Source organism: Streptomyces marokkonensis (genome assembly GCF_008312835.1).
GTDB lineage: Bacteria > Actinomycetota > Actinomycetes > Streptomycetales > Streptomycetaceae > Streptomyces > Streptomyces marokkonensis_A.
In genome coordinates this window covers 1-19,051 of the sequence record NZ_VSKS01000016.1, presented here as the reverse complement: position 1 = coordinate 19,051, position 19,051 = coordinate 1, and the positions used below count along the sequence as shown (strand labels likewise).

The following is a 19,051-nucleotide window of genomic DNA, read 5'->3' as shown; positions in this document are numbered from 1 at the left end:
CGGGCTTCCTCCGGCGGACTTGCTGCCTTCCGTCCGGAGGGACGAGAGCTGTTTCGATCTCTACGCCGCCGTCGGCGCGCTCCCGCGGTACCACCCTCCTTGGCCCCCCGGTGCGGCGCGCGCTCCGGTGAGCCCCCTCATTGGGGTCGCGATGCCGGTTCTACCGCCCCCGCGGGGGTTTCTTCCGGCGGCTCCGGGGTGATCTTCACGTCGCGCTCACCCCCGGGCTCCCACCGTCCCCGGGTCGCTCTGGGCTGCGTACGCCGCTACTCGTCCCCATCCACGCTTTTCGCTCCGCCCAGTGTACGGCGCGGCGCGGACAGCGGCCGACCGGTTTTCCGGCGGGGTATGAATTGGTATGCCCCGAATGGCGAGGTGCGCGTGTTCGGATTCCGGGACGTCTGCCTGGGCGGCATACCCGGCGGGGAGCTGGGCACAACGGATGCAGGCTCGCCGCGCGGCGTCCGTGGCGCGGGGGAACCGAGCGGTGCGCCCCGTTGCCGCGGGACTCGAGTCGATTTATCGTCCCAGCACGATTCGCGCGCAAGATCACAATATGTGAAGGGGCCGCGGCCATGGTGGCGAAGAAGACCGCTGTACAGCAGTCGGCGCCGTCCGGCGGGCCCGGACCGGCTCCGGACGGTGGGCCCAGGGGTTCGGGCGGGAGGAAGGGCACGCGGGCCACGGGGCAGGCCGGTACCGCGGCGGAGCCGGCCCCGGCACCCGGGAAGCCCGCCGCGGCGAAGCGGCAGGCCTCGGAGCGCCCCTCCGCGGAGACCCCCGCGAAGAAGACCGCTGCGGCCCGGAAGCCGTCGGCACGGAAGGCGGCGCCCGCCGGGGAGAAGACGGCGCCGCGGAAGTCCCCCGCGAAGAAGCCACAGCCCAGGACGTCCGCCGCGAAGAAGCCGCAGGCCAGGAAGGCAATGGAGGTTACCGCTCCGGAGGCGGCCGCCACCGGGAGGGCCTCCGCGGGGAAGGCGCCCGCCGGGAGGGCGGCGGTGGGGAAGGACGCGGTGGGGAAGGCTGCCGCGGAGGAGGCGGCGAGGGAGGTGCCCGCCGGGAAGGCGCCCGCCGGGAAGGCGCCCGCCGGGAAGGCGCCCGCCGGGAAGGCGCCCGCCGGGAAGGCGCCCGCCGGGAAGGCGGCGGGGGAGGCCGGGGCGAAGGGGGCGTCGGCCAGGAAGGGCGCCGGCAGGAAGGCGGCGAAGAAGGGCGGCGGGGAGGGGGCCGCCGCGGGACGCGGGGGCTCCGGTGGGGAGCGCGAGGGCGCTGCCGGGACCAGTGGGTCCACTCAGGATGTGGCCGGGCACAGCGCGGCCGATGACGCGGGCGCGGCCGAGGCCGCGGCGCAGACGGGAGTGACGACGGTGGGTGCGAAGAAGACCCCTGGCCCGGCGGCCACGGCGGCCACGGCGGCGAAGACCGCCGTACCCAAGGCCCGGATCGGCGCGGTGGAGCCGGGCGAGCTCGCGGTGCGTCCGGGCGAGGAGCCCTGGACTCCGGAAGAGGTCGAGGAGGCGCGGACCGAGCTGATGTCCGAGGTGCTGCGGCTGCGCGAGGAGATCACCAACTCCGAACAGTCGCTGGCCGGCCTGATGCGGGACTCCGGCGACGGCGCGGGCGACGACGACGCCGACACCGGTACCAAGAACATCACGCGCGAGCACGAACTCGCGCTCGCCGCGAACGCGCGCGAGATGCTCAGCCAGTTCGAGCGCGCACTCCAGCGGCTCGACGCCGGCACCTACGGTTTGTGCGAGAACTGCGGCAATCCCATCGGCAAGGCCCGTGTGCAGGCCTTCCCCCGGGCCACGCTGTGCGTCGAGTGCAAGCAGAAGCAGGAGCGCCGGTACTGATCGGCGGCCGTGCGGGCCGTGCCGTACCCTCGTCCTCAGTCAGGTACCTAGGCTGAGGGACTCACGTGGCAGAGGCGGAGCGCATCATCGGTACGCCGGACACCCCGGACGCGGACCGGGACGAGCAGGAGCAGGCCGGCACCGACCCGACGGCGGCGGAGAGCGAGCGGCCCCGCGGCAAGCGGCGGATCGCCGTGCTCTTCGCCGTCGCCGTCTTCGCCTATGCCCTCGATCTGATCAGCAAGATGATCGTGGTCGCCAAGCTGGAGCACCACGCGCCCATCGAGATCATCGGGGACTGGCTGAGGTTCGAGGCGATCCGCAACGCGGGCGCGGCCTTCGGCTTCGGCGAGGCCTTCACCGTGATCTTCACGGTGATCGCCGCCGCGGTGATCGTGGTGATCATCCGCCTGGCCCGCAAGCTGTACAGCCTGCCCTGGGCGATCGCGCTCGGCCTGCTGCTCGGCGGTGCCCTCGGCAACCTCACCGACCGGATCTTCCGGTCCCCGGGCGTCTTCGAGGGCGCGGTGGTCGACTTCATCGCGCCCAAGCACTTCGCCGTGTTCAACCTGGCGGACTCGGCGATCGTGTGCGGCGGCATCCTGATCGTGCTGCTGTCGTTCCGGGGCCTCGACCCGGACGGGACCGTCCACAAGGACTGAGCGCCGCCGGGACTCCCGTACGGGAGTGCCCGGCCCGTCCGGCATACTCGACGGGTGAGCACGATTCCCGAGATCCGCACCCTGCCCGTGCCCGACGGCCTGGAGGGCGAGCGCGTCGACGCCGCCATCTCCCGCATGTTCGGCTTCTCCCGCACCAAGGCGGCCGAGCTCGCCGCCGCGGGGAAGGTCACGGTCGACGGGTCGGTGGTCGGCAAGTCGGAGCGGGTCAGCGGCGGCGCCTGGCTCGAGGTGGAGATGCCGCAGGCGCCCGCGCCGGTCCAGGTCGTCGCCGAGCCGGTCGAGGGCATGGAGATCGTGCACGACGACGACGACGTGGTCGTGATCGTCAAGCCCGTCGGCGTCGCCGCGCACCCCTCGCCCGGCTGGACCGGCCCCACCGTGATCGGCGGTCTCGCCGCCGCCGGGTACCGCATCTCGACCTCCGGCGCCGCCGAGCGCCAGGGCATCGTGCACCGCCTCGACGTCGGCACCTCCGGTCTGATGGTGGTCGCCAAGTCGGAGTACGCGTACACGTCGCTGAAGCGCCAGTTCAAGGAGCGCACGGTCGACAAGCGGTACCACACGCTCGTCCAGGGCCACCCCGACCCCACCAGCGGCACCATCGACGCCCCCATCGGCCGCCACCCGCAGCACGACTACAAGTGGGCGGTCACCGCCGACGGCAAGCCGTCCGTCACGCACTACGACCTCATCGAGGCCTTCCGCGCCGCCTCCCTCCTCGACGTCAAGCTGGAGACCGGCCGCACGCACCAGATCCGCGTCCACATGGCCGCCCACCGGCACCCCTGCGTCGGCGACCTGACCTACGGCGCCGACCCCACGCTCGCCAAGCGGCTCCGGCTGACCCGCCAGTGGCTGCACGCGGTGCGGCTCGGCTTCGAGCACCCCGGCGACGGGCAGTGGGCGGAGTTCGGCTGCGACTACCCCGAGGACCTGCGGCAGGCGCTGGACCAGGTCCGCGAGGAGACCTACGCGTGAGCCGGCCGTACGTCGTCCGGGTGGCGGAGGAGCCCGCCGACCGCGAGGCCTGCTTCGCCGTGCGCAAGGACGTCTTCGTCGCCGAACAGGGCGTCCCCGAGGACATCGAGTACGACGCCCACGACGCCGGCGCCGTGCACGTGCTGGCGGTCCGGGAGGACGGCACACCGCTCGGCACCGGACGGCTGCTGCACGGCGCGGCCGCCGCGGCGAAGAACGGCGGCGACCCGGCGGTCGGCTCCCTGGGCCGGCTCGCGGTGACGCGCGAGGCACGCGGCCTCGGTGTCGGCGCGGCGCTGGTGCGGGCCATCGAGGACGCGGCCCGCGACCGCGGGCTCACCGCCGTCGACCTGCACGCGCAGACCCAAGCCCTCGGCTTCTACGAGCGGCTGGGATACGAGGCCTACGGGCCCGAGTTCCCGGACGCGGGGATGCCGCACCGGGCGATGCGGCGCGTGCTGTAGCACGATCCGCGAACGTCCTGGTGGGGGTGTCGGCGTGGCAGGCTGGAAGTCCGCTGACCGATCACCGACCCCCCGGGGAGCACCGACCGTGGATCAGTTGGCCCTGCTGTTCGTCCTGCTGCTGCTCGGGTCGGTGGTGAGCGTGGACCGGGTGCCGCGCCATCCGGACGTGCGGAGTCTGCGGTGAGCGCCGTGGAGTTACCGGCGCCGGCGGCTTTCTGTTCGTAGGGTCGGGGGATGACTCGGAACGTTGTGATCAGCGGGGGCGGTACCGGCATCGGACTGGCCACCGCGCGGGTGTTCGCCGCCGACGGGGACCAGGTGCTGCTGCTCGGGCGGCGCGGGGACGTGCTGGAACGGGCGGCGGTGCCCGGCGCCCTGACCTACGCCGCGGACCTGGCCGATCCGGAGGCCGTACGGGGTGTGTCCGGTTTCGTGGGCCGCGAGTTCGGGGCGGTGGACGTACTGATCCACTGTGCCGGGGGCAACGGGCTGCTCGAACCACCCGTCGGCGCCGACGACCCGCTCGACGCGGTCGCCCGCGACTGGACGGTCAACTTCCGGCTCAACGTGCTGACCGCCGTGCTGCTCACGGAGGCCCTGCGGGACCGGCTCGCCGAACCCGGCGGGCGGGTGCTCTTCCTGAGCTCCATCGCCGCCTTCCGGGGCTCCGGACGGGGGTCGTACGCGGCGGCCAAGGCGTCGCTGCACCCGTACGCGCACGACCTGGCCCGGCAACTGGGCCCGCACGGCATCACCGTGAACGTGGTGGCGCCCGGCTACATCGAGGACACCGGGTTCTTCGGCGACGGCATGGACGAGGAGCGGCGGGCCCGGCTGATCGCCGAGACGTCGGACAAGCGGCCGGGGACGCCCGGGGACGTCGCGGCGACCCTGCATTGGCTCGCCTCCCCGGGCGCCGGACACATCACCTCGCAGATCATCCAGGTCAACGGCGGCGCCGAGCGCGGTCACTGAGGGCCGGTCAGCGCTCCCTCGGATGGTGGTGCACACGGCGGGGCGCCGGCACCCCGTCGTGGGAGCGGTGACCGTTGAGGCCGGGACGCAGGACCGCGTCGGCCGTGTTGACCCGGGGCAGGGCGTAGGGGTGCTCCTGGGTCAGCCAGCGGATCATCTCCTCGCGGACCGTGACCCGTACCGTCCAGATGTCGTCGGCGTCCTTGGCCGTGGCCAGGGCCCGCACCTCCATGGTGCTTGGCGTGCTGTCCGTCACGGTCAGGTTGTAGGCGCGGCCGTCCCAGGCCGGGCACTCCCGGAGGATGTCCCGGAGCCTGTCGCGCATCGCGTCCAGCGGGGCCGAGTGGTCGAGGTGCCAGAAGACGGTGCCCGTCATCTGCGGCGTCCCGCGCGACCAGTTCTCGAACGGCTTGGACGTGAAGTACGACACCGGCATGGTGATCCGGCGCTCGTCCCAGGTGCGTACGGTCAGGAAGGTCAGTGTGATCTCCTCGACCGTGCCCCACTCGCCGTCCACGATCACCGTGTCGCCGATGCGGACCATGTCGCCGAAGGCGATCTGCAGTCCGGCGAACATGTTGCCCAGGGTGGACTGGGCGGCCACACCGGCGACGATGCCGAGGATGCCCGCCGAGGCCAGCAGCGAGGCCCCGGCCGCGCGCATCGCGGGGAAGGTCAGCAGCATCGCGGCCACCGCCACCACTCCGACGATCGCCGACACCACCCGCCGGATCAGCGTCACCTGGGTGCGCACCCGGCGGACCCGGGCGGGGTCGCGCTCGCGGTGGGTGCTGGCGTAGCGCGTGTACGAGGTCTCCACGACCGCGGCCGCGACCCGGATCGCCAGCCAGGCCGCCGACCCGATCAGCACCAGCGACAGCGTCCTGCCGATGGCGACCTCGTGGTCCGGCAGCAGCCGTGCCTCGTCGTAGGACCCTCTGAGCAGGGTCGCGCAGACCAGCAGCTGGTAGGGGACACGGCCACGGCGCAGCAGGCCCCACAGCGGAGTCTCGGGGTGGCGTTCGTCGGCCTTGCGCAGCAGCAGGTCGGTGGCCCAGCCGAGCAGCAGCGTGAGCACGACCGAGCCGCCGACCACGACCAGTGGGCGGAGCACGTCATCCATGTCCCCGAACCTAACCGGCCGCGCGCGGGCATGAACATGTGACTTCCGTCCGATCGCGGGTAGTGCCGCGATACGGGGCTGTCACATCTGTCACACCCGGCTGGCACCATGGTCCGCATGAACATCATGCTCTTTCACTCGACCTACGGCCGGCGGCCCGCGGTGGCCCGGGCCGCCGACCGGCTGCGCGCGGCCGGACACGAGGTGTGGACGCCCGACCTCTTCGAGGGCCGCACGTTCGGCACGGTCGAGGAGGGCATGGCGTACAAGGAGGAGACCGGCAAGGACGAGTTGCTGAAGCGGGCCGTGCTGGCCGCCGCGCCCTACTCGGAGCGCGGGCTGGTGTACGCGGGGTTCTCCTTCGGCGCCTCCGTGGCCCAGACGCTGGCCCTCGGTGACGACCGGGCGCGCGGGCTGCTGCTCCTGCACGGCACGTCGGACATCGCGGAGAACACTGCCGTGGACGAGCTGCCGGTGCAGTTGCACGTCGCCGAGCCCGACCCGTTCGAGACCGACGACTGGCTCACCGCCTGGTACCTGCGGATGGGCCGGGCGGGTGCCGACGTCGAGGTGTACCGGTACGCGGGCGCCGGCCACCTGTACACCGACCCCGACCTGCCGGACTACGACGAGGAGGCCGCCGAGGCCACCTGGCGGGTGGCACTCGGCTTCCTCGCCTCGCTCGAACGGGATCAGCCGGCGCGGTAGGCGAGCCAGTTCTCCTGCATGCGCGTCACCTGACCCGCCGTGAACTGGTACATGCACGCGTCGTACGTGTAGTCCATGAAGTTGTGGATCGGGTCGGTGCCCGCCTTGCGGGTGCAGGAGTCGCTGCCCTCGGGGCACTGGTAGGCGGGGCTCTTCTCGGCCGGGGTGTCCGCCACGTAGTCGCCGTTGCCGTTGCAGCCGCCCTGGAAGGTGTGGTACAGCCCCATCCAGTGGCCGACCTCGTGGGTGGCGGTGTCGCCCTCGTCGTAGTTCGCGGCCGAGCCGCCCGGCAGCGACGAGTTCAGGACGACGACGCCGTCCATCTCCGGGCTGGACCGGTAGGAGCTGGGGAAGGTGGCCCAGCCGAGGAGCCCGTCTCCGATGTCGGCGGTGTAGAAGTTGAGTGCGTCCGGGCCGCCCTGGTGCAGGGCGGTCTTCATCGCCTTCTCCTCCGGCGAGCCGTGACCGACGGTGTACCAGGCGGCGTTGTCGGTGTAGTCGGTGCCGGCCAGCGTGAACTGGAAGCCCGAGTCGGTGTTGCCCGTGCCCTGGCCGGCGTAGGCCGCGTTCAGGACGTTCATCTGGGCGGTGATGTCGGCGGAGCTGAGCTTGCCCGCCTCGCCGTCGTGGATGACGTGGAAGTAGACCGGGACGGTCGCCGAGGCGGCGGCCGCGCTGCTCCGGCTGTCGGTGCGCAGCTTGTCCAGCTTGGCGCGCAGGTCGGCGTCCATGGCCTGGGCGCGGGCCTGGCTGATCTCGTTCGGCTCGGCGGCGTGACCGTCGTGACCGGGACGGGCCTTGCGTGCCGTGGCGGAGGTGTCGTCGGCGCACTCGGCCGCCTGGGTTCCGGCCGCGGCCACCGTGGTGGGCGCGGACAGCGGGGTGAGCATCAGGGTTCCGGCCACGACGGCCGTACCGAGCAGGCGTCTGTGCGACAGGGACGATATCCGGGCAAGCGTGCGCATGGGGGCTCCTGGCGGATGCGGTGGGGACCGGGCCAGGGATCTTCCTGGCCGCCGCCGGGAGATTACGTGGACATGACTAGGTGCCAAGAGGAGTGATCAAGCCCAATCGATCACCCGTCAAACAGGGGCAACAGGGAAGGTGACGGGTGCGGAAACGTTACGGCGTCCGGTGTTTGAAAACGCGACGTCATCGTTTCGGTCACCGGGCGGGTGGTGTGTCCGGATTCGGTTCCCCGTCCGCACCACCCGCCGTAGCGACCTGATCGGACCTCAGGCGCGCCTCACGCGACCGGAGGTGGCCGAAAATCGCCCCTCGGGAGTGGGGCTACACCGGGTCGTAGGTGCGCTCGGCCTTCTGCGTGCCGCTGCGGGTGCGGTAGGAGCGGGCCCACTTCGCCGTGGCGTCCGCCTCCGTGCGGCTGGAGAGCACGTAGTAGTCCATCTGCGCCCGCTCGGCGGTGATGTCCAGCACGCCGTAGCCGTGGCGGTCGGTGTCGACCCAGTGGACGTGCCGGTTGGCGGCCCGGATCAGCGGGGAGGCGAGCGCGGTGACGGTCCCCTCGGGGACCTTGACGATGTCGTCGAGGTTGTCCGAGGTCACCGAGGTGACGACGAACTCCGTGGCGGCCGAGGCCGACAGCGGATAGGTACCGGCGTTCACCGGCACGTCGTTGGCCCACGCCATGTGGATGTCACCGGTGAGGAAGACCGTGTTGCGGATGGCGTTCGCCCGCAGATGGGCGAGGAGTTCCCGGCGGTCGTCGGTGTAGCCGTCCCACTGGTCGGTGTTGAGGGCGAGGCCCTCCTGCGGCAGGCCGAGCAGCTTCGCGAGCGGCTTCAGCAGGCTCGCCGGGAGGGATCCCACCGAGAACGGCGAGATCATCACCGAGGTGCCGACCAGCCGCCAGGTGGTGTCGGAGGCCGTCAGGCCCGACTTGAGCCAGTCCAGCTGGGCGCGCCCGGTGAGCGTGCGGTCCGGGTCGTCGACGTCGCCGTCGCCGGTGGTGACCTGCTGGGAGCGGAACGAGCGCAGGTCCAGCAGGGACAGATCGGCGAGCTTGCCGAAGCGCAGCCGGCGGTAGGTGGTGCCGGCCAGCGCGGGACGTACCGGCATCCACTCGAAGTAGGCCCGCTTCGCGGCGGCCTGACGGGCGGCCCAGGTGCCCTCCGCGCCCTCGGTGTGGTTCTCGGCGCCGCCCGACCAGGTGTCGTTGGCTATCTCGTGGTCGTCCCAGATGGCGACGACCGGCGCCTTGGCGTGCAGGGCCTGGAGGTCGGGGTCCGTCTTGTACGTCGCGTGCCGGACGCGGTAGTCGGCGAGGGTGACGATCTCGTGGGCGGGCGCGTGCGGGCGGACGACGGTGTCGCGGGTGCCGTACTCGCCGGTGCCGTACTCGTAGATGTAGTCGCCCAGGTGCAGCCAGGCGTCCAGGTCGCCGCGGGCCGCGAGATGGCGGTACGCGGAGAAGTGTCCGGCCTCCCAGTTGGAGCAGGACACCACGCCGAAGCGCAGTCCGCTCACGGTGGCGTCGGCGGCCGGCGCGGTGCGGGTGCGGGCGACGGGGGATTCGGTGCCGCCGGCGGAGAAGCGGAACCAGTAGTCGGTGGCCGGCCGCAGGCCGCGGATGTCCGCCTTGACGGTGTGGTCGGAGGCGGCGGTGGCGAGGGTCGAGCCCTTCGCCACGACGTCGGTGAACGCCCTGTCCCGGGCGACGGTCCAGCTCACCTCGGTGTCGGGCCCGAGGCCCGAGCCGGGTACCGCCTCCGGCACCGGCGTCACCCGGGTCCACAGCAGGATGCCGTCCGGCAGCGGATCGCCGGAGGCGACGCCGTGCAGGAAGGCGGGGGCCTGCTGTGCCGCCCGGGCGGGCAGCGCGGCGGCGAGCGGTCCGGCCAGTGCCGCGGTGGCGGCGGCCGCCTTGACGACCGTACGGCGGCGCGGGGCGAGGGAGTCGGCGTCCGCGGTGGCGGGGACGGCGTTCTCGGATGATCTGTGTCGACTGGTCACAGCCGAACAGGCTACTGACAGGTACACGCTAGAGCGGGCGAACTCGTCAAAGTTCGCCCGCTCTTCAGCACGCCGTCGTCCGGCCGGGACTCAGCCCTTGAGCGCCTTGTCGACCGCCGTGTTGAGCCTTGGGCACCTGTCACGTGACTTCTTCTTGACGAAGTGAAGCCCACCCTAAGGCGGACCGCTTATCTTCAGGCAGTGCCGAAATGCCTACGCTCGTGCTTCGGGGATCCGTTGGCCCCGTTCTGGTGTCACACCATAAGAGTGACTTTCCGAAAAAATCGGGCCACGGCAGTGGCAGATTCTCCATCTTGTGGAGCCATGCTCGACATCCTGCATGGCGCTTGAGGAGTGCATCTCATGACTCAACCCACCTGCACGAGACGCTGTTCTGGCCACACGCAGCCATCATCGACGGCACCTCATGGGCGCCGAATCGCATCTACGGGGATGCTGACCTCCGGCTCGAAGCCCGGGGCGTGTGTTTTCAGGTAAGGCGCCGGAGGCGGAGGCATCCGCGCGAGCGGGCGAACTTGCAGAAGTTCGCCCGCTCCTCAGCGTGCCGACAGCCGGCGGACTCAGCCCTTGAGGGCCTTCTCGATGGCGACGTTGAACTCTTCGACGGTCATGGGTGTGTTCTGTCCGTCGGAGCCCGTGAGCTTCTTGCCGTCCATGACGAGGCTCGGCGTGCCGTTCACCTCGTCCTCGTTGGTGTTGAAGGTGTGGGACATGGCCAGGGCCCAGGCGTCGAACGTGCCGTTCTTGACCGCGTCCTGGAACTTCTTGTTGTTCTTCAGGGCGTCGACCGAGTTGCCTATCTTGATGATGTAGTCGTCGTCCTTGAGCTTGTCCTGCGACTCCTCGGGGTGGAACTCGGCCGAGTAGAGCGCTTCCTTGAACTCCAGGAAGGCCTCCGGGCTCACGTTCAACGCGGCGCCCAGGGCGCTCATCGCGTTCTTGGAGCCCTCGCCGTTGGACCCGATCTTCATCTTGTCGCCGTCCCCAGTGTCACCGTCGAGGAACGTGCCACCGATGAACTGGATCTTGTACTTGCCGGCCTCGTAGTCCTTGAGGAGGGTCGGGCCGACCGACTGCTCGAACGAGGCGCAGATCGGGCAGCGCGGGTCCTCGTACAGCTTCAGGGTCTTCTTCGCGCTGTCCTTGCCGAGCACGACGGTTGTGCCGTTCTCGCCCGAGGTGTTGGCCGGGGCGACGATCTTCTTGTCCAGGGCGGCCTCCCAGGCGCTGGGTTTGTTGGCCTGGACGACCGCGTAGCCGATGCCGCCGGCCGCGGCCAGGACGCCGACGACCGACAGGGCGACGACGATCTGCCGCTTGGCCTTCGCCTTCTTCGCCTGGCGCTCGCGCTCCTGGCGCAGTCGCTCTCGGGCCGCCGTCTTCGCCGCCTGGCTGTTCCGCTTGCTCATGGTGATGTCTCCACGGGGGACGCACACGGTGGTGTGCGGGATGCGTATGGGGGGACTGCTGGTGCTCGGGTCGGGCCGCCGGCCTCAGGCGGGGGCGGCGACGGAGCACGGCGGTCCGCGCCGTCCCAGGGAGTGCGCGAGGAGCAGGGTCCGGGCGATGGCGGTGCGGCGCACCGGGCGGGCCGGCCGGAGCGCCTCCCGGCCCCGGCGCACGGTCACCGCCGCGACCGCCAGCAGCAGCGGCCTGAACGTCGTGGCGGCGACCGCGCTCAGCAGCTGGGTCAGCGCCCGCTCGCCGCGGCGCAGCCAGGCGGCGGCGAACAGGCCGACCCCGATGTGCGCCCCGAGCAGCATCCAGGCCGTGGCCGGGTCGGCCTCGGCCAGCAGTGCCGCCAGCCGGTCGCCGCCCTCGGCGGCGGGCCCGGTCACCCGGGCGAGCGGTGCGCCCACGCTGGTGCCGTCGCCGCACAGCACGTCGAAACCGACGGAGCGCAGCGGGCCCGCCACGGGCCCGCCCATCCGGCCGTAGCAGACGTGCTGGCCCGTGGTGAAGACCGTGTCGGCGGCCAGCTCCAGCGGGATCAGCAGGGCGGCGATCCGCCCGAAGGAACGCTCCCGCCCCGCCAGGGCGTACGCCAGGAGGAACACGGCGGCGGCGATCGCGGCCACCGTGTTCAACGGCAGCGGAGCCCCGGACAGCAGCACGTGCGACGCGCTGCTGAGCGTCACGACGACTGCCGTGAACAGCGCCGCGCGGACGGCTCTGAGCTGGGTTCCGGATATGTCCATGGCGGGAACGAGTGTGTCACGTGCTCCGGTAAGGGATCCCTAAAGGGTTCCTGTGGATGTTCCGATCGTCACAATCCCGGAATCCTGCCGTTGCGGAAGAGGTCCAGGAAGGTCTGGTGGTCGGCGCGTGCGCGGGCACCGTAGCCGTGGGCGAAGTCGACCAGGAGCGGGACCAGGGAGTCCTCGTCGGCGGCGATGGCCGCGTCGATGGCGCGTTCCGTGGAGAACGGCACCAGGGACTCGCCGGAGGTGTCGTCCGCCGCCGCGTGCATCGTCGCCGTGGCCCGGCCGAGGTCGGCGACGACCAGGGCGATCTCCTCCGGGTCGTCGATGTCGCTCCAGTCCAGGTCCACGGCGTACGGCGAGACCTCGGCGACCAGCTGGCCCGAGCCGTCCAGCTCGGTCCAGCCCAGCCACGGGTCGGCGTGCGCCTGGAGGGCGCGCTGGGAGATCACCGTGCGGTGCCCCTCGTGCTGGAAGTAGTCCCGGATCGCCCGGTCGGTGATGTGCCGGGAGACGGCCGGGGTCTGGGCCTGCTTGATGTAGATCACGACATCGTTCTCCAGGGCGTCGCTGTGGCCCTCGAGGAGGATGTTGTACGACGGCAGCCCGGCCGAGCCGATGCCGATGCCGCGGCGGCCCACGACGTCCTTCACCCGGTAGGAGTCCGGGCGGGCCAGCGAGGCGTCCGGCAGCGTCTCCAGATAGCCGTCGAAGGCCGCGAGCACCTTGTAGCGGGTGGCGGCGTCCAGCTCCACCGCCCCGCCGCCGGGGGCGAAGCGGCGCTCGAAGTCGCGGATCTCGGTCATCGAGTCCAGCAGGCCGAAGCGGGTCAGCGAGCGGGCGTCGCGCAGCGCGTCGAGCAGCGGGCCCTGGGCGGTGTCCAGGGTGAACGGCGGCACCTCGTCGCTCTTCGCGCCGGTGGCCAGCGCGTGGATGCGCTCCCGGTAGGCGGTCGCGTAGACGGCGACGAGTTCGCCGATCTGCCCGTCGCTGAGCGCCTTGGCGTAGCCGATCAGCGCCACGGAGGCCGCGAAGCGCTTGAGGTCCCAGGTGAAGGGGCCGACGTAGGCCTCGTCGAAGTCGTTGACGTTGAAGACCAGGCGGCCGTTGGAGTCCATGTAGGTGCCGAAGTTCTCCGCGTGGAGGTCGCCGTGGATCCACACGCGCGAGGTGCGCTCGTCCAGGTACGGCCCGCTGTACGTCCCCCCGCCGTCCGGCCCGGCGCTCTCGGCGTCCAGGTCGTGGTAGAAGAGGCACGCCGTCCCGCGGTAGAAGGCGAACGCCGACGCCGCCATCTTCCGGAACTTCACCCGGAACGCGGCCGGGTCGGCGGCCAGGAGCTCGCCGAAGGCGGTGTCGAGGACGGTGAGGATCTCCTCACCGCGGTGCTCGTCGTTGAGCTGCGGGACCGACATCGCTGTGTGCCTCCAGGTGCGGGAAGTCTCGGGACGGCTGGACCGTCCCCTGCCTAACGCGTGACCGGTCACGGGAGTGCCCGCGCCACCGCCCGAAGGTACGTCGCGGCGGCCTCCGCGTGTCAGTCCCGGGGCATAGACTTCGACGCTGTCCCCCGGACTGTCCGCCCGCCCGTCGCCGTGAGCCCTCCCGTCGCCCGACCACCGCCCCACATCGAGGCGCTCCGCGCCACAGCGTTCACCTTTGGAGGCCGCACCGTGTCAAAGCCGCCGTTCACGCACCTGCACGTCCACACCCAGTACTCGCTGCTGGACGGTGCCGCGCGGCTGAAGGACATGTTCAACGCCTGCAACGAGATGGGCATGACGCACATCGCCATGTCCGACCACGGCAACCTGCACGGGGCGTACGACTTCTTCCATTCCGCCCAGAAGGCCGGAGTCACCCCGATCATCGGGATCGAGGCGTATGTCGCGCCCGAGTCCCGGCGCAACAAGCGCAAGATCCAGTGGGGCCAGCCGCACCAGAAGCGGGACGACGTCTCCGGTTCCGGCGGCTACACCCACAAGACGATGTGGGCGGTGAACAGCACCGGCCTGCACAACCTCTTCCGGCTCTCCTCCGACGCGTACGCCGAGGGCTGGCTGCAGAAGTGGCCCCGGATGGACAAGGAGACCATCGCGAAGTGGTCCGAGGGCATCGTCGCCTCCACCGGCTGCCCCTCCGGCGAGGTGCAGACCCGGCTGCGCCTCGGCCACTTCGACGAGGCGCTCAAGGCGGCCGCCGACTACCAGGACATCTTCGGCAAGGAGCGCTACTTCCTGGAGCTGATGGACCACGGCATCGAGATCGAGCACCGGGTCCGCGACGGCCTGCTGGAGATCGGCAGGAAGCTCGGCATCCCCCCGCTGGTGACGAACGACTCGCACTACACCTACGCGCACGAGGCGGGCGCCCACGACGCGCTGCTGTGCATCCAGACCGGCAAGAACCTCTCCGACCCGGACCGCTTCAAGTTCGACGGCACCGGCTACTACCTCAAGTCCACCGACGAGATGTACGCCATCGACTCCTCGGACGCCTGGCAGCAGGGCTGCGCCAACACCCGGCTGATCGCCGAGATGGTCGACACCACGGGCATGTTCGAAAAGCGCGACCTGATGCCCAAGTTCGACATCCCGGAGGGGTACACGGAGGTCAGCTGGTTCCGCGAGGAGACCATGCGCGGCATGAACCGCCGCTTCCCGGACGGCATCCCGGACGACCGCATGAAGCAGGTCGAGTACGAGATGGACACCATCATCTCGATGGGCTTCCCGGGCTACTTCCTCGTGGTCGCCGACTTCATCATGTGGGCGAAGAAGCAGGGCATCGCGGTCGGCCCGGGCCGCGGCTCCGCGGCCGGCTCGATCGTCGCCTACGCCCTCGGCATCACCGACCTCGACCCGATCCCGCACGGCCTGATCTTCGAGCGGTTCCTCAACCCCGAGCGCATCTCCATGCCCGATGTCGACATCGACTTCGACGAGCGCCGGCGCGTCGAGGTGATCCGGTACGTGACGGAGAAGTACGGCGCCGACAAGGTCGCCATGATCGGCACCTACGGCACCATCAAGGCCAAGAACGCCATCAAGGACTCCGCGCGCGTGCTGGGCTACCCGTACGCGATGGGCGACCGGCTCACCAAGGCGATGCCCGCCGACGTCCTGGGCAAGGGCATCCCGCTGTCCGGCATCACGGACCCGAACCACCCCCGGTACTCCGAGGCCGGCGAGATCCGCGGGATGTACGAGAACGAGCCGGACGTGAAGAAGGTCATCGACACCGCGCGCGGTGTGGAGGGCCTGGTCCGGCAGATGGGCGTGCACGCGGCGGGCGTGATCATGTCCAGCGAGACCATCACCGACCACGTCCCGGTCTGGGTCCGGCACACCGACGGCGTGACCATCACACAGTGGGACTACCCGAGCTGTGAGTCGCTCGGCCTGCTGAAGATGGACTTCCTGGGCCTGCGCAACCTGACCATCATGGACGACGCCGTCAAGATGGTGAAGGCCAACAAGGGCATCGACATCGACCTGCTGTCGCTGCCCCTGGACGACCCCACGACCTTCGACCTGCTCCAGCGCGGCGACACGCTCGGCGTGTTCCAGTTCGACGGCGGACCGATGCGCTCGCTGCTCCGGCTGATGAAGCCGGACAACTTCGAGGACATCTCCGCCGTGTCGGCCCTGTACCGGCCGGGCCCGATGGGCATGAACTCGCACACCAACTACGCCCTGCGCAAGAACGGCCAGCAGGAGATCACGCCCATCCACCCCGAGCTGGAGGCGCCGCTCAAGGAGGTCCTGGACGTCACCCACGGCCTGATCGTCTACCAGGAGCAGGTGCAGAAGGCCGCCCAGATCATCGCCGGCTACTCGCTCGGCGAGGCCGACATCCTCCGCCGCGTGATGGGCAAGAAGAAGCCCGAGGAACTGGCGAAGAACTTCACCATCTTCCAGGCCGGCGCCCGCAGCAACGGCTACAGCGACGAGGCCATCCAGGCGCTGTGGGACGTGCTGGTGCCGTTCGCCGGCTACGCGTTCAACAAGGCCCACTCCGCCGCGTACGGACTGGTGTCGTACTGGACCGCCTATCTGAAGGCGAACCACCCCGCCGAGTACATGGCCGCGCTGCTCACCTCGGTGAAGGACGACAAGGACAAGTCCGCGGTCTACCTCAACGAGTGCCGCCGCATGGGCATCAAGGTGCTCCCGCCGAACGTCAACGAGTCCGAGTCCAACTTCGCCGCGCAGGGCGACGACGTGATCCTCTTCGGCCTGTCCGCGGTGCGCAACGTCGGCACCAACGTCGTCGAGTCGATCATCAAGTGCCGCAAGGCCAAGGGGAAGTACACCTCGTTCCCGGACTACCTCGACAAGGTCGACGCGGTCGTCTGCAACAAGCGGACCACGGAGTCGCTGATCAAGGCCGGCGCCTTCGACTCCATGGGGCACACCCGCAAGGGCCTCACCGCGCAGTACGAGCCGATGATCGACAACGTGGTGGCGGTGAAGCGCAAGGAGGCCGAGGGGCAGTTCGACCTCTTCGGCGGCATGGGCGAGGAGGAGACCAGCGAGCCCGGCTTCGGTCTCGACGTCACCTTCACCGACGACGAGTGGGACAAGACGTACCTGCTCGCGCAGGAGCGCGAGATGCTCGGCCTCTACGTGTCCGACCACCCGCTGTTCGGCCTGGAGCACGTGCTGTCCGACAAGGCCGACGCGGGCATCTCGCAGCTCACCGGCGGCGACTTCGGCGACGGCGCCGTGGTCACCATCGGCGGGATCATCTCGGGCCTCCAGCGCAAGATGACCAAGCAGGGCAACGCGTGGGCGATCGCGACGGTGGAGGACCTCGCGGGCTCCATCGAGTGCATGTTCTTCCCGGCGACGTACCAGCTCGTCTCGACGCAACTCGTCGAGGACGCCGTGGTCTTCGTCAAGGGCCGGCTCGACAAGCGGGAGGACGTGCCGCGGCTGGTCGCGATGGAGCTGATGATCCCCGACCTGTCCAACGCGGGCGCCAACGCGCCCGTGGTGCTCACCATCCCGGCGACGCGCGTGACCCCGCCGATGGTCAGCCGGCTCGGTGAGATCCTCACGCACCACAGGGGCGACAGCGAGGTCCGCATCAAGCTCCAGGGGCCCACGAAGACGACGGTGCTGCGCCTCGACCGGCACCGGGTCAAGCCGGACCCCGCGCTGTTCGGCGACCTGAAGGTCCTCCTCGGGCCGTCCTGCCTGGCGGGCTAGCGGCCGCGTCCGGCAGACGCGCGTGAGGGGCGCACCCTGTGGTGGGTGCGCCCCTCTTCATGTGCCTGGGCCGCAACGGCCCGTTACGCAGATGTCAGTTGTGGCCGAAGCGCTTTTGCCGGCCCTTGCCGGGGCCGACCTCGCCGGGCATGACCTGCGTGGTGCGCTGCTCGTCCGGCGTCTCCATCGCGGACGGCTGCGCCGCACGCGAGGCGCGCTCGGCCTGGGGCTGCTTACGGTCACGGTTCTTGTTCTTGGCCATGGTGATGCCTCCTGTGGGGGACTAGGGGCCAGGGCCGGAACCAGATTCACACAGCCCGATAACCCACGCATGTCGGATAATTACCGTCCGTGACCGGGTCGTCGGGGAGGAAGTGTGGAAACGCCACGCCGAAGATCGAGTTCGGGCCGTTAACCCCGGCGTGGTCGGGCAGACTCGAAGCAAGCCCGAAGCAAACCTCCCGGAAAGAGGGTGGATCGCGTGGACCGCTGCATCGTCCTGGTGGACGCCGGGTATCTGCTGGGGGCCGCCGCCAGTCTCCTCGCCGGGGAGCCTTCGCGGTCCCGCATCACCGTCGACCACGCCGCCCTCATCCAGGGGCTGCGCGACCGCGCCGAGAACGACACCCGGCAACCGCTGCTGCGCATCTACTGGTTCGACGGCGCCCCCGACCGCGTTCCGCAGCCCGAGCACCGCAGGCTCCGTGTCATGCCCCGGGTCACCGTCCGGCTCGGGGCGCTGACCCGCAGCGACGGCCGCTGGGCGCAGAAGGGCGTGGACGCCGCGATGCACGCCGAGCTGACCGAGCTGGCCCGCAACCGCGCCTGCTCCGACATCGTCCTGGTCACCGGGGACGGCGATCTGCTGCCGGGCATGATGGCGGCGAAGGAACACGGCGTGGCCGTCCACCTCTGGGCCGTGCAGGCCGCCGACGGCGACTACAACCAGTCCGAGGACCTGGTCGCCGAGGCCGACGAACGCCGCGTGCTGGACCGGGCGTGGATCACCCAGGCCGTACGGCCCAAGGAGCACACCGGCGTGTGCGCGCCGCCGCCCGTGCCGCGGCCCGAGATCGCCGCGATCCTCTCCGCCCCGCTGCCGGACTCCGCGCTCACCGCGGCGGCCGAGCGGACCGCGCGCGAGCCCCGGCACCCGGCCGCCGAGCACAACGGCAGCGCCGAGCGGGCGCCCACGGCGAAGGGCGTCCCCACCCCGAAGGACCTGGCCGCGCTGCGCAGCCCCGGCCCGCACCAGCCCCAGCAGCCCCCCTCCGCGACGCTGCGCTGGTCCTCCGACAAGGGCTGGGTGGACCGGCCCGTCGCCGAGCCGCCGGAGGCCGCGTCCATGCCGACACTCGCCCAGCTCACCACGGCGGAGCAGCGCTGGGCCGACCGCGAGGAGGACATCACCACCGTCGGCGGGGACCCCTTCGAGGTGGGTCAGGTCTTCGCCCGGCGCTGGGTGGAGCGTCTCGGCGACCAGAGCCACCTCCAGAAACTGTCCGCCATGTACCCCCGCGTCCCCCACCGCATCGACGGCGAGCTCCTGCGCTACGCGGCCCGCTTCGGCCTCCTCGCCCACAAGGACGACCAGATCGACGAACGCGACCGTTACGCCATCCGGGCGGGCTTCTGGCGGGAACTGGACCAGCGCACCGGCACGGAACGGACCCCCGCCGGGGAGTGAGCGCCGCCGCCCCCGTCCCGGGTGAACGCCCTGGGGCCTGTCGTCCGGATCTAGGTGTGTTGTTCCGACAGGTTGGTGACGCGGCTGGCGGGTGTGTGGCCGTCGATGCCGGTGTGGGGTCGGTGGTAGTTGTACCAGTCCAGCCAGTCGGGAAACGCGGCCTGTCGTT

16 protein-coding genes are annotated in these 19,051 nt (G+C 70.8%); 8 read left to right on the top strand and 8 right to left on the bottom strand.

All coding sequences use genetic code 11. The features are described from left to right. The first annotated feature begins 1,013 nt into the window (after window positions 1-1,013). From F1615_RS24700 to F1615_RS24680, 5 genes are all read left to right on the top strand, one after another. Window positions 1,014-1,853: a TraR/DksA family transcriptional regulator gene (locus F1615_RS24700; RefSeq protein ID WP_341873460.1), complete on the top strand. Its 840-nt coding sequence runs from the start codon at window positions 1,014-1,016 to the stop codon at window positions 1,851-1,853. 65 nt (window positions 1,854-1,918) lie between these two features. After that, entirely contained in the window at window positions 1,919-2,515 is a 597-nt protein-coding gene (gene lspA / locus F1615_RS24695; RefSeq protein ID WP_149551275.1) for a signal peptidase II, read from the top strand. A gap of 54 nt (window positions 2,516-2,569) precedes the next feature. Beyond that, entirely contained in the window at window positions 2,570-3,514 is a 945-nt protein-coding gene (locus F1615_RS24690; protein ID WP_149551274.1) for an RluA family pseudouridine synthase, read from the top strand. After that, complete coding sequence (locus tag F1615_RS24685) at window positions 3,511-3,978, top strand: GNAT family N-acetyltransferase (protein WP_149551273.1); 468 nt, start codon at window positions 3,511-3,513, stop codon at window positions 3,976-3,978. Before F1615_RS24690 ends, F1615_RS24685 begins: the two co-directional genes overlap by 4 nt. Window positions 3,979-4,215: 237 nt before the next feature. Then, window positions 4,216-4,956 carry an SDR family NAD(P)-dependent oxidoreductase gene (locus tag F1615_RS24680; protein ID WP_149551272.1) on the top strand — a complete coding sequence of 247 codons (741 nt, stop codon included), beginning with the start codon at window positions 4,216-4,218 and terminating at the stop codon, window positions 4,954-4,956. 7 nt (window positions 4,957-4,963) lie between these two features. Here F1615_RS24680 and F1615_RS24675 read toward each other — a convergent pair whose 3' ends face one another. Beyond that, window positions 4,964-6,079, bottom strand: a complete 1,116-nt coding sequence (locus F1615_RS24675; protein WP_149551271.1) for a mechanosensitive ion channel family protein — start codon at window positions 6,077-6,079, stop codon at window positions 4,964-4,966. A gap of 117 nt (window positions 6,080-6,196) precedes the next feature. Here F1615_RS24675 and F1615_RS24670 point away from each other — a divergent pair, with 117 nt between their 5' ends. Next, window positions 6,197-6,787: a dienelactone hydrolase family protein gene (locus tag F1615_RS24670; RefSeq protein WP_149551270.1), complete on the top strand. Its 591-nt coding sequence runs from the start codon at window positions 6,197-6,199 to the stop codon at window positions 6,785-6,787. On the opposite strand, the gene F1615_RS24665 is transcribed toward F1615_RS24670, so the two are convergent. The 5 genes from F1615_RS24665 to F1615_RS24645 all read right to left on the bottom strand — a co-directional run bounded on the left by F1615_RS24665 (window position 6,772) and on the right by F1615_RS24645 (window position 13,397). Then, window positions 6,772-7,752: a zinc metalloprotease gene (locus tag F1615_RS24665; protein WP_149551269.1), complete on the bottom strand. Its 981-nt coding sequence runs from the start codon at window positions 7,750-7,752 to the stop codon at window positions 6,772-6,774. The genes F1615_RS24670 and F1615_RS24665 overlap by 16 nt on opposite strands. Window positions 7,753-8,077: 325 nt before the next feature. Then, window positions 8,078-9,760 (bottom strand): alkaline phosphatase D family protein, encoded by a 1,683-nt coding sequence (locus tag F1615_RS24660; RefSeq protein WP_149551268.1) that lies wholly within the window; start codon window positions 9,758-9,760, stop codon window positions 8,078-8,080. Window positions 9,761-10,341: 581 nt separating this feature from the next. Then, window positions 10,342-11,190 carry a thioredoxin domain-containing protein gene (locus F1615_RS24655; protein WP_149551267.1) on the bottom strand — a complete coding sequence of 283 codons (849 nt, stop codon included), beginning with the start codon at window positions 11,188-11,190 and terminating at the stop codon, window positions 10,342-10,344. 84 nt (window positions 11,191-11,274) lie between these two features. Further along, window positions 11,275-11,979 carry a hypothetical protein gene (locus F1615_RS24650; protein ID WP_149551266.1) on the bottom strand — a complete coding sequence of 235 codons (705 nt, stop codon included), beginning with the start codon at window positions 11,977-11,979 and terminating at the stop codon, window positions 11,275-11,277. 68 nt (window positions 11,980-12,047) lie between these two features. After that, window positions 12,048-13,397: a DUF2252 domain-containing protein gene (locus tag F1615_RS24645; protein WP_149551265.1), complete on the bottom strand. Its 1,350-nt coding sequence runs from the start codon at window positions 13,395-13,397 to the stop codon at window positions 12,048-12,050. A 258-nt stretch (window positions 13,398-13,655) separates the two neighbouring features. Between F1615_RS24645 and dnaE the strand changes: the two genes are divergently transcribed. Next, on the top strand, window positions 13,656-17,195 hold the full coding sequence (gene dnaE / locus F1615_RS24640) for a DNA polymerase III subunit alpha (RefSeq protein WP_149551264.1): 3,540 nt from the start codon (window positions 13,656-13,658) through the stop codon (window positions 17,193-17,195). A gap of 94 nt (window positions 17,196-17,289) precedes the next feature. Here dnaE and F1615_RS35700 read toward each other — a convergent pair whose 3' ends face one another. Continuing rightward, a complete protein-coding gene (locus F1615_RS35700; RefSeq protein WP_167533848.1) occupies window positions 17,290-17,457 on the bottom strand; it encodes a hypothetical protein in 168 nt (55 codons plus the stop codon). A 219-nt stretch (window positions 17,458-17,676) separates the two neighbouring features. Here F1615_RS35700 and F1615_RS24635 point away from each other — a divergent pair, with 219 nt between their 5' ends. Then, window positions 17,677-18,882: an NYN domain-containing protein gene (locus tag F1615_RS24635; protein WP_149551263.1), complete on the top strand. Its 1,206-nt coding sequence runs from the start codon at window positions 17,677-17,679 to the stop codon at window positions 18,880-18,882. A gap of 50 nt (window positions 18,883-18,932) precedes the next feature. Here the strand turns inward: F1615_RS24635 and F1615_RS24630 are convergent. Next, window positions 18,933-19,051: integrase core domain-containing protein (locus tag F1615_RS24630; protein ID WP_149551262.1), on the bottom strand; the 119-nt coding region annotated here is incomplete at its 5' end.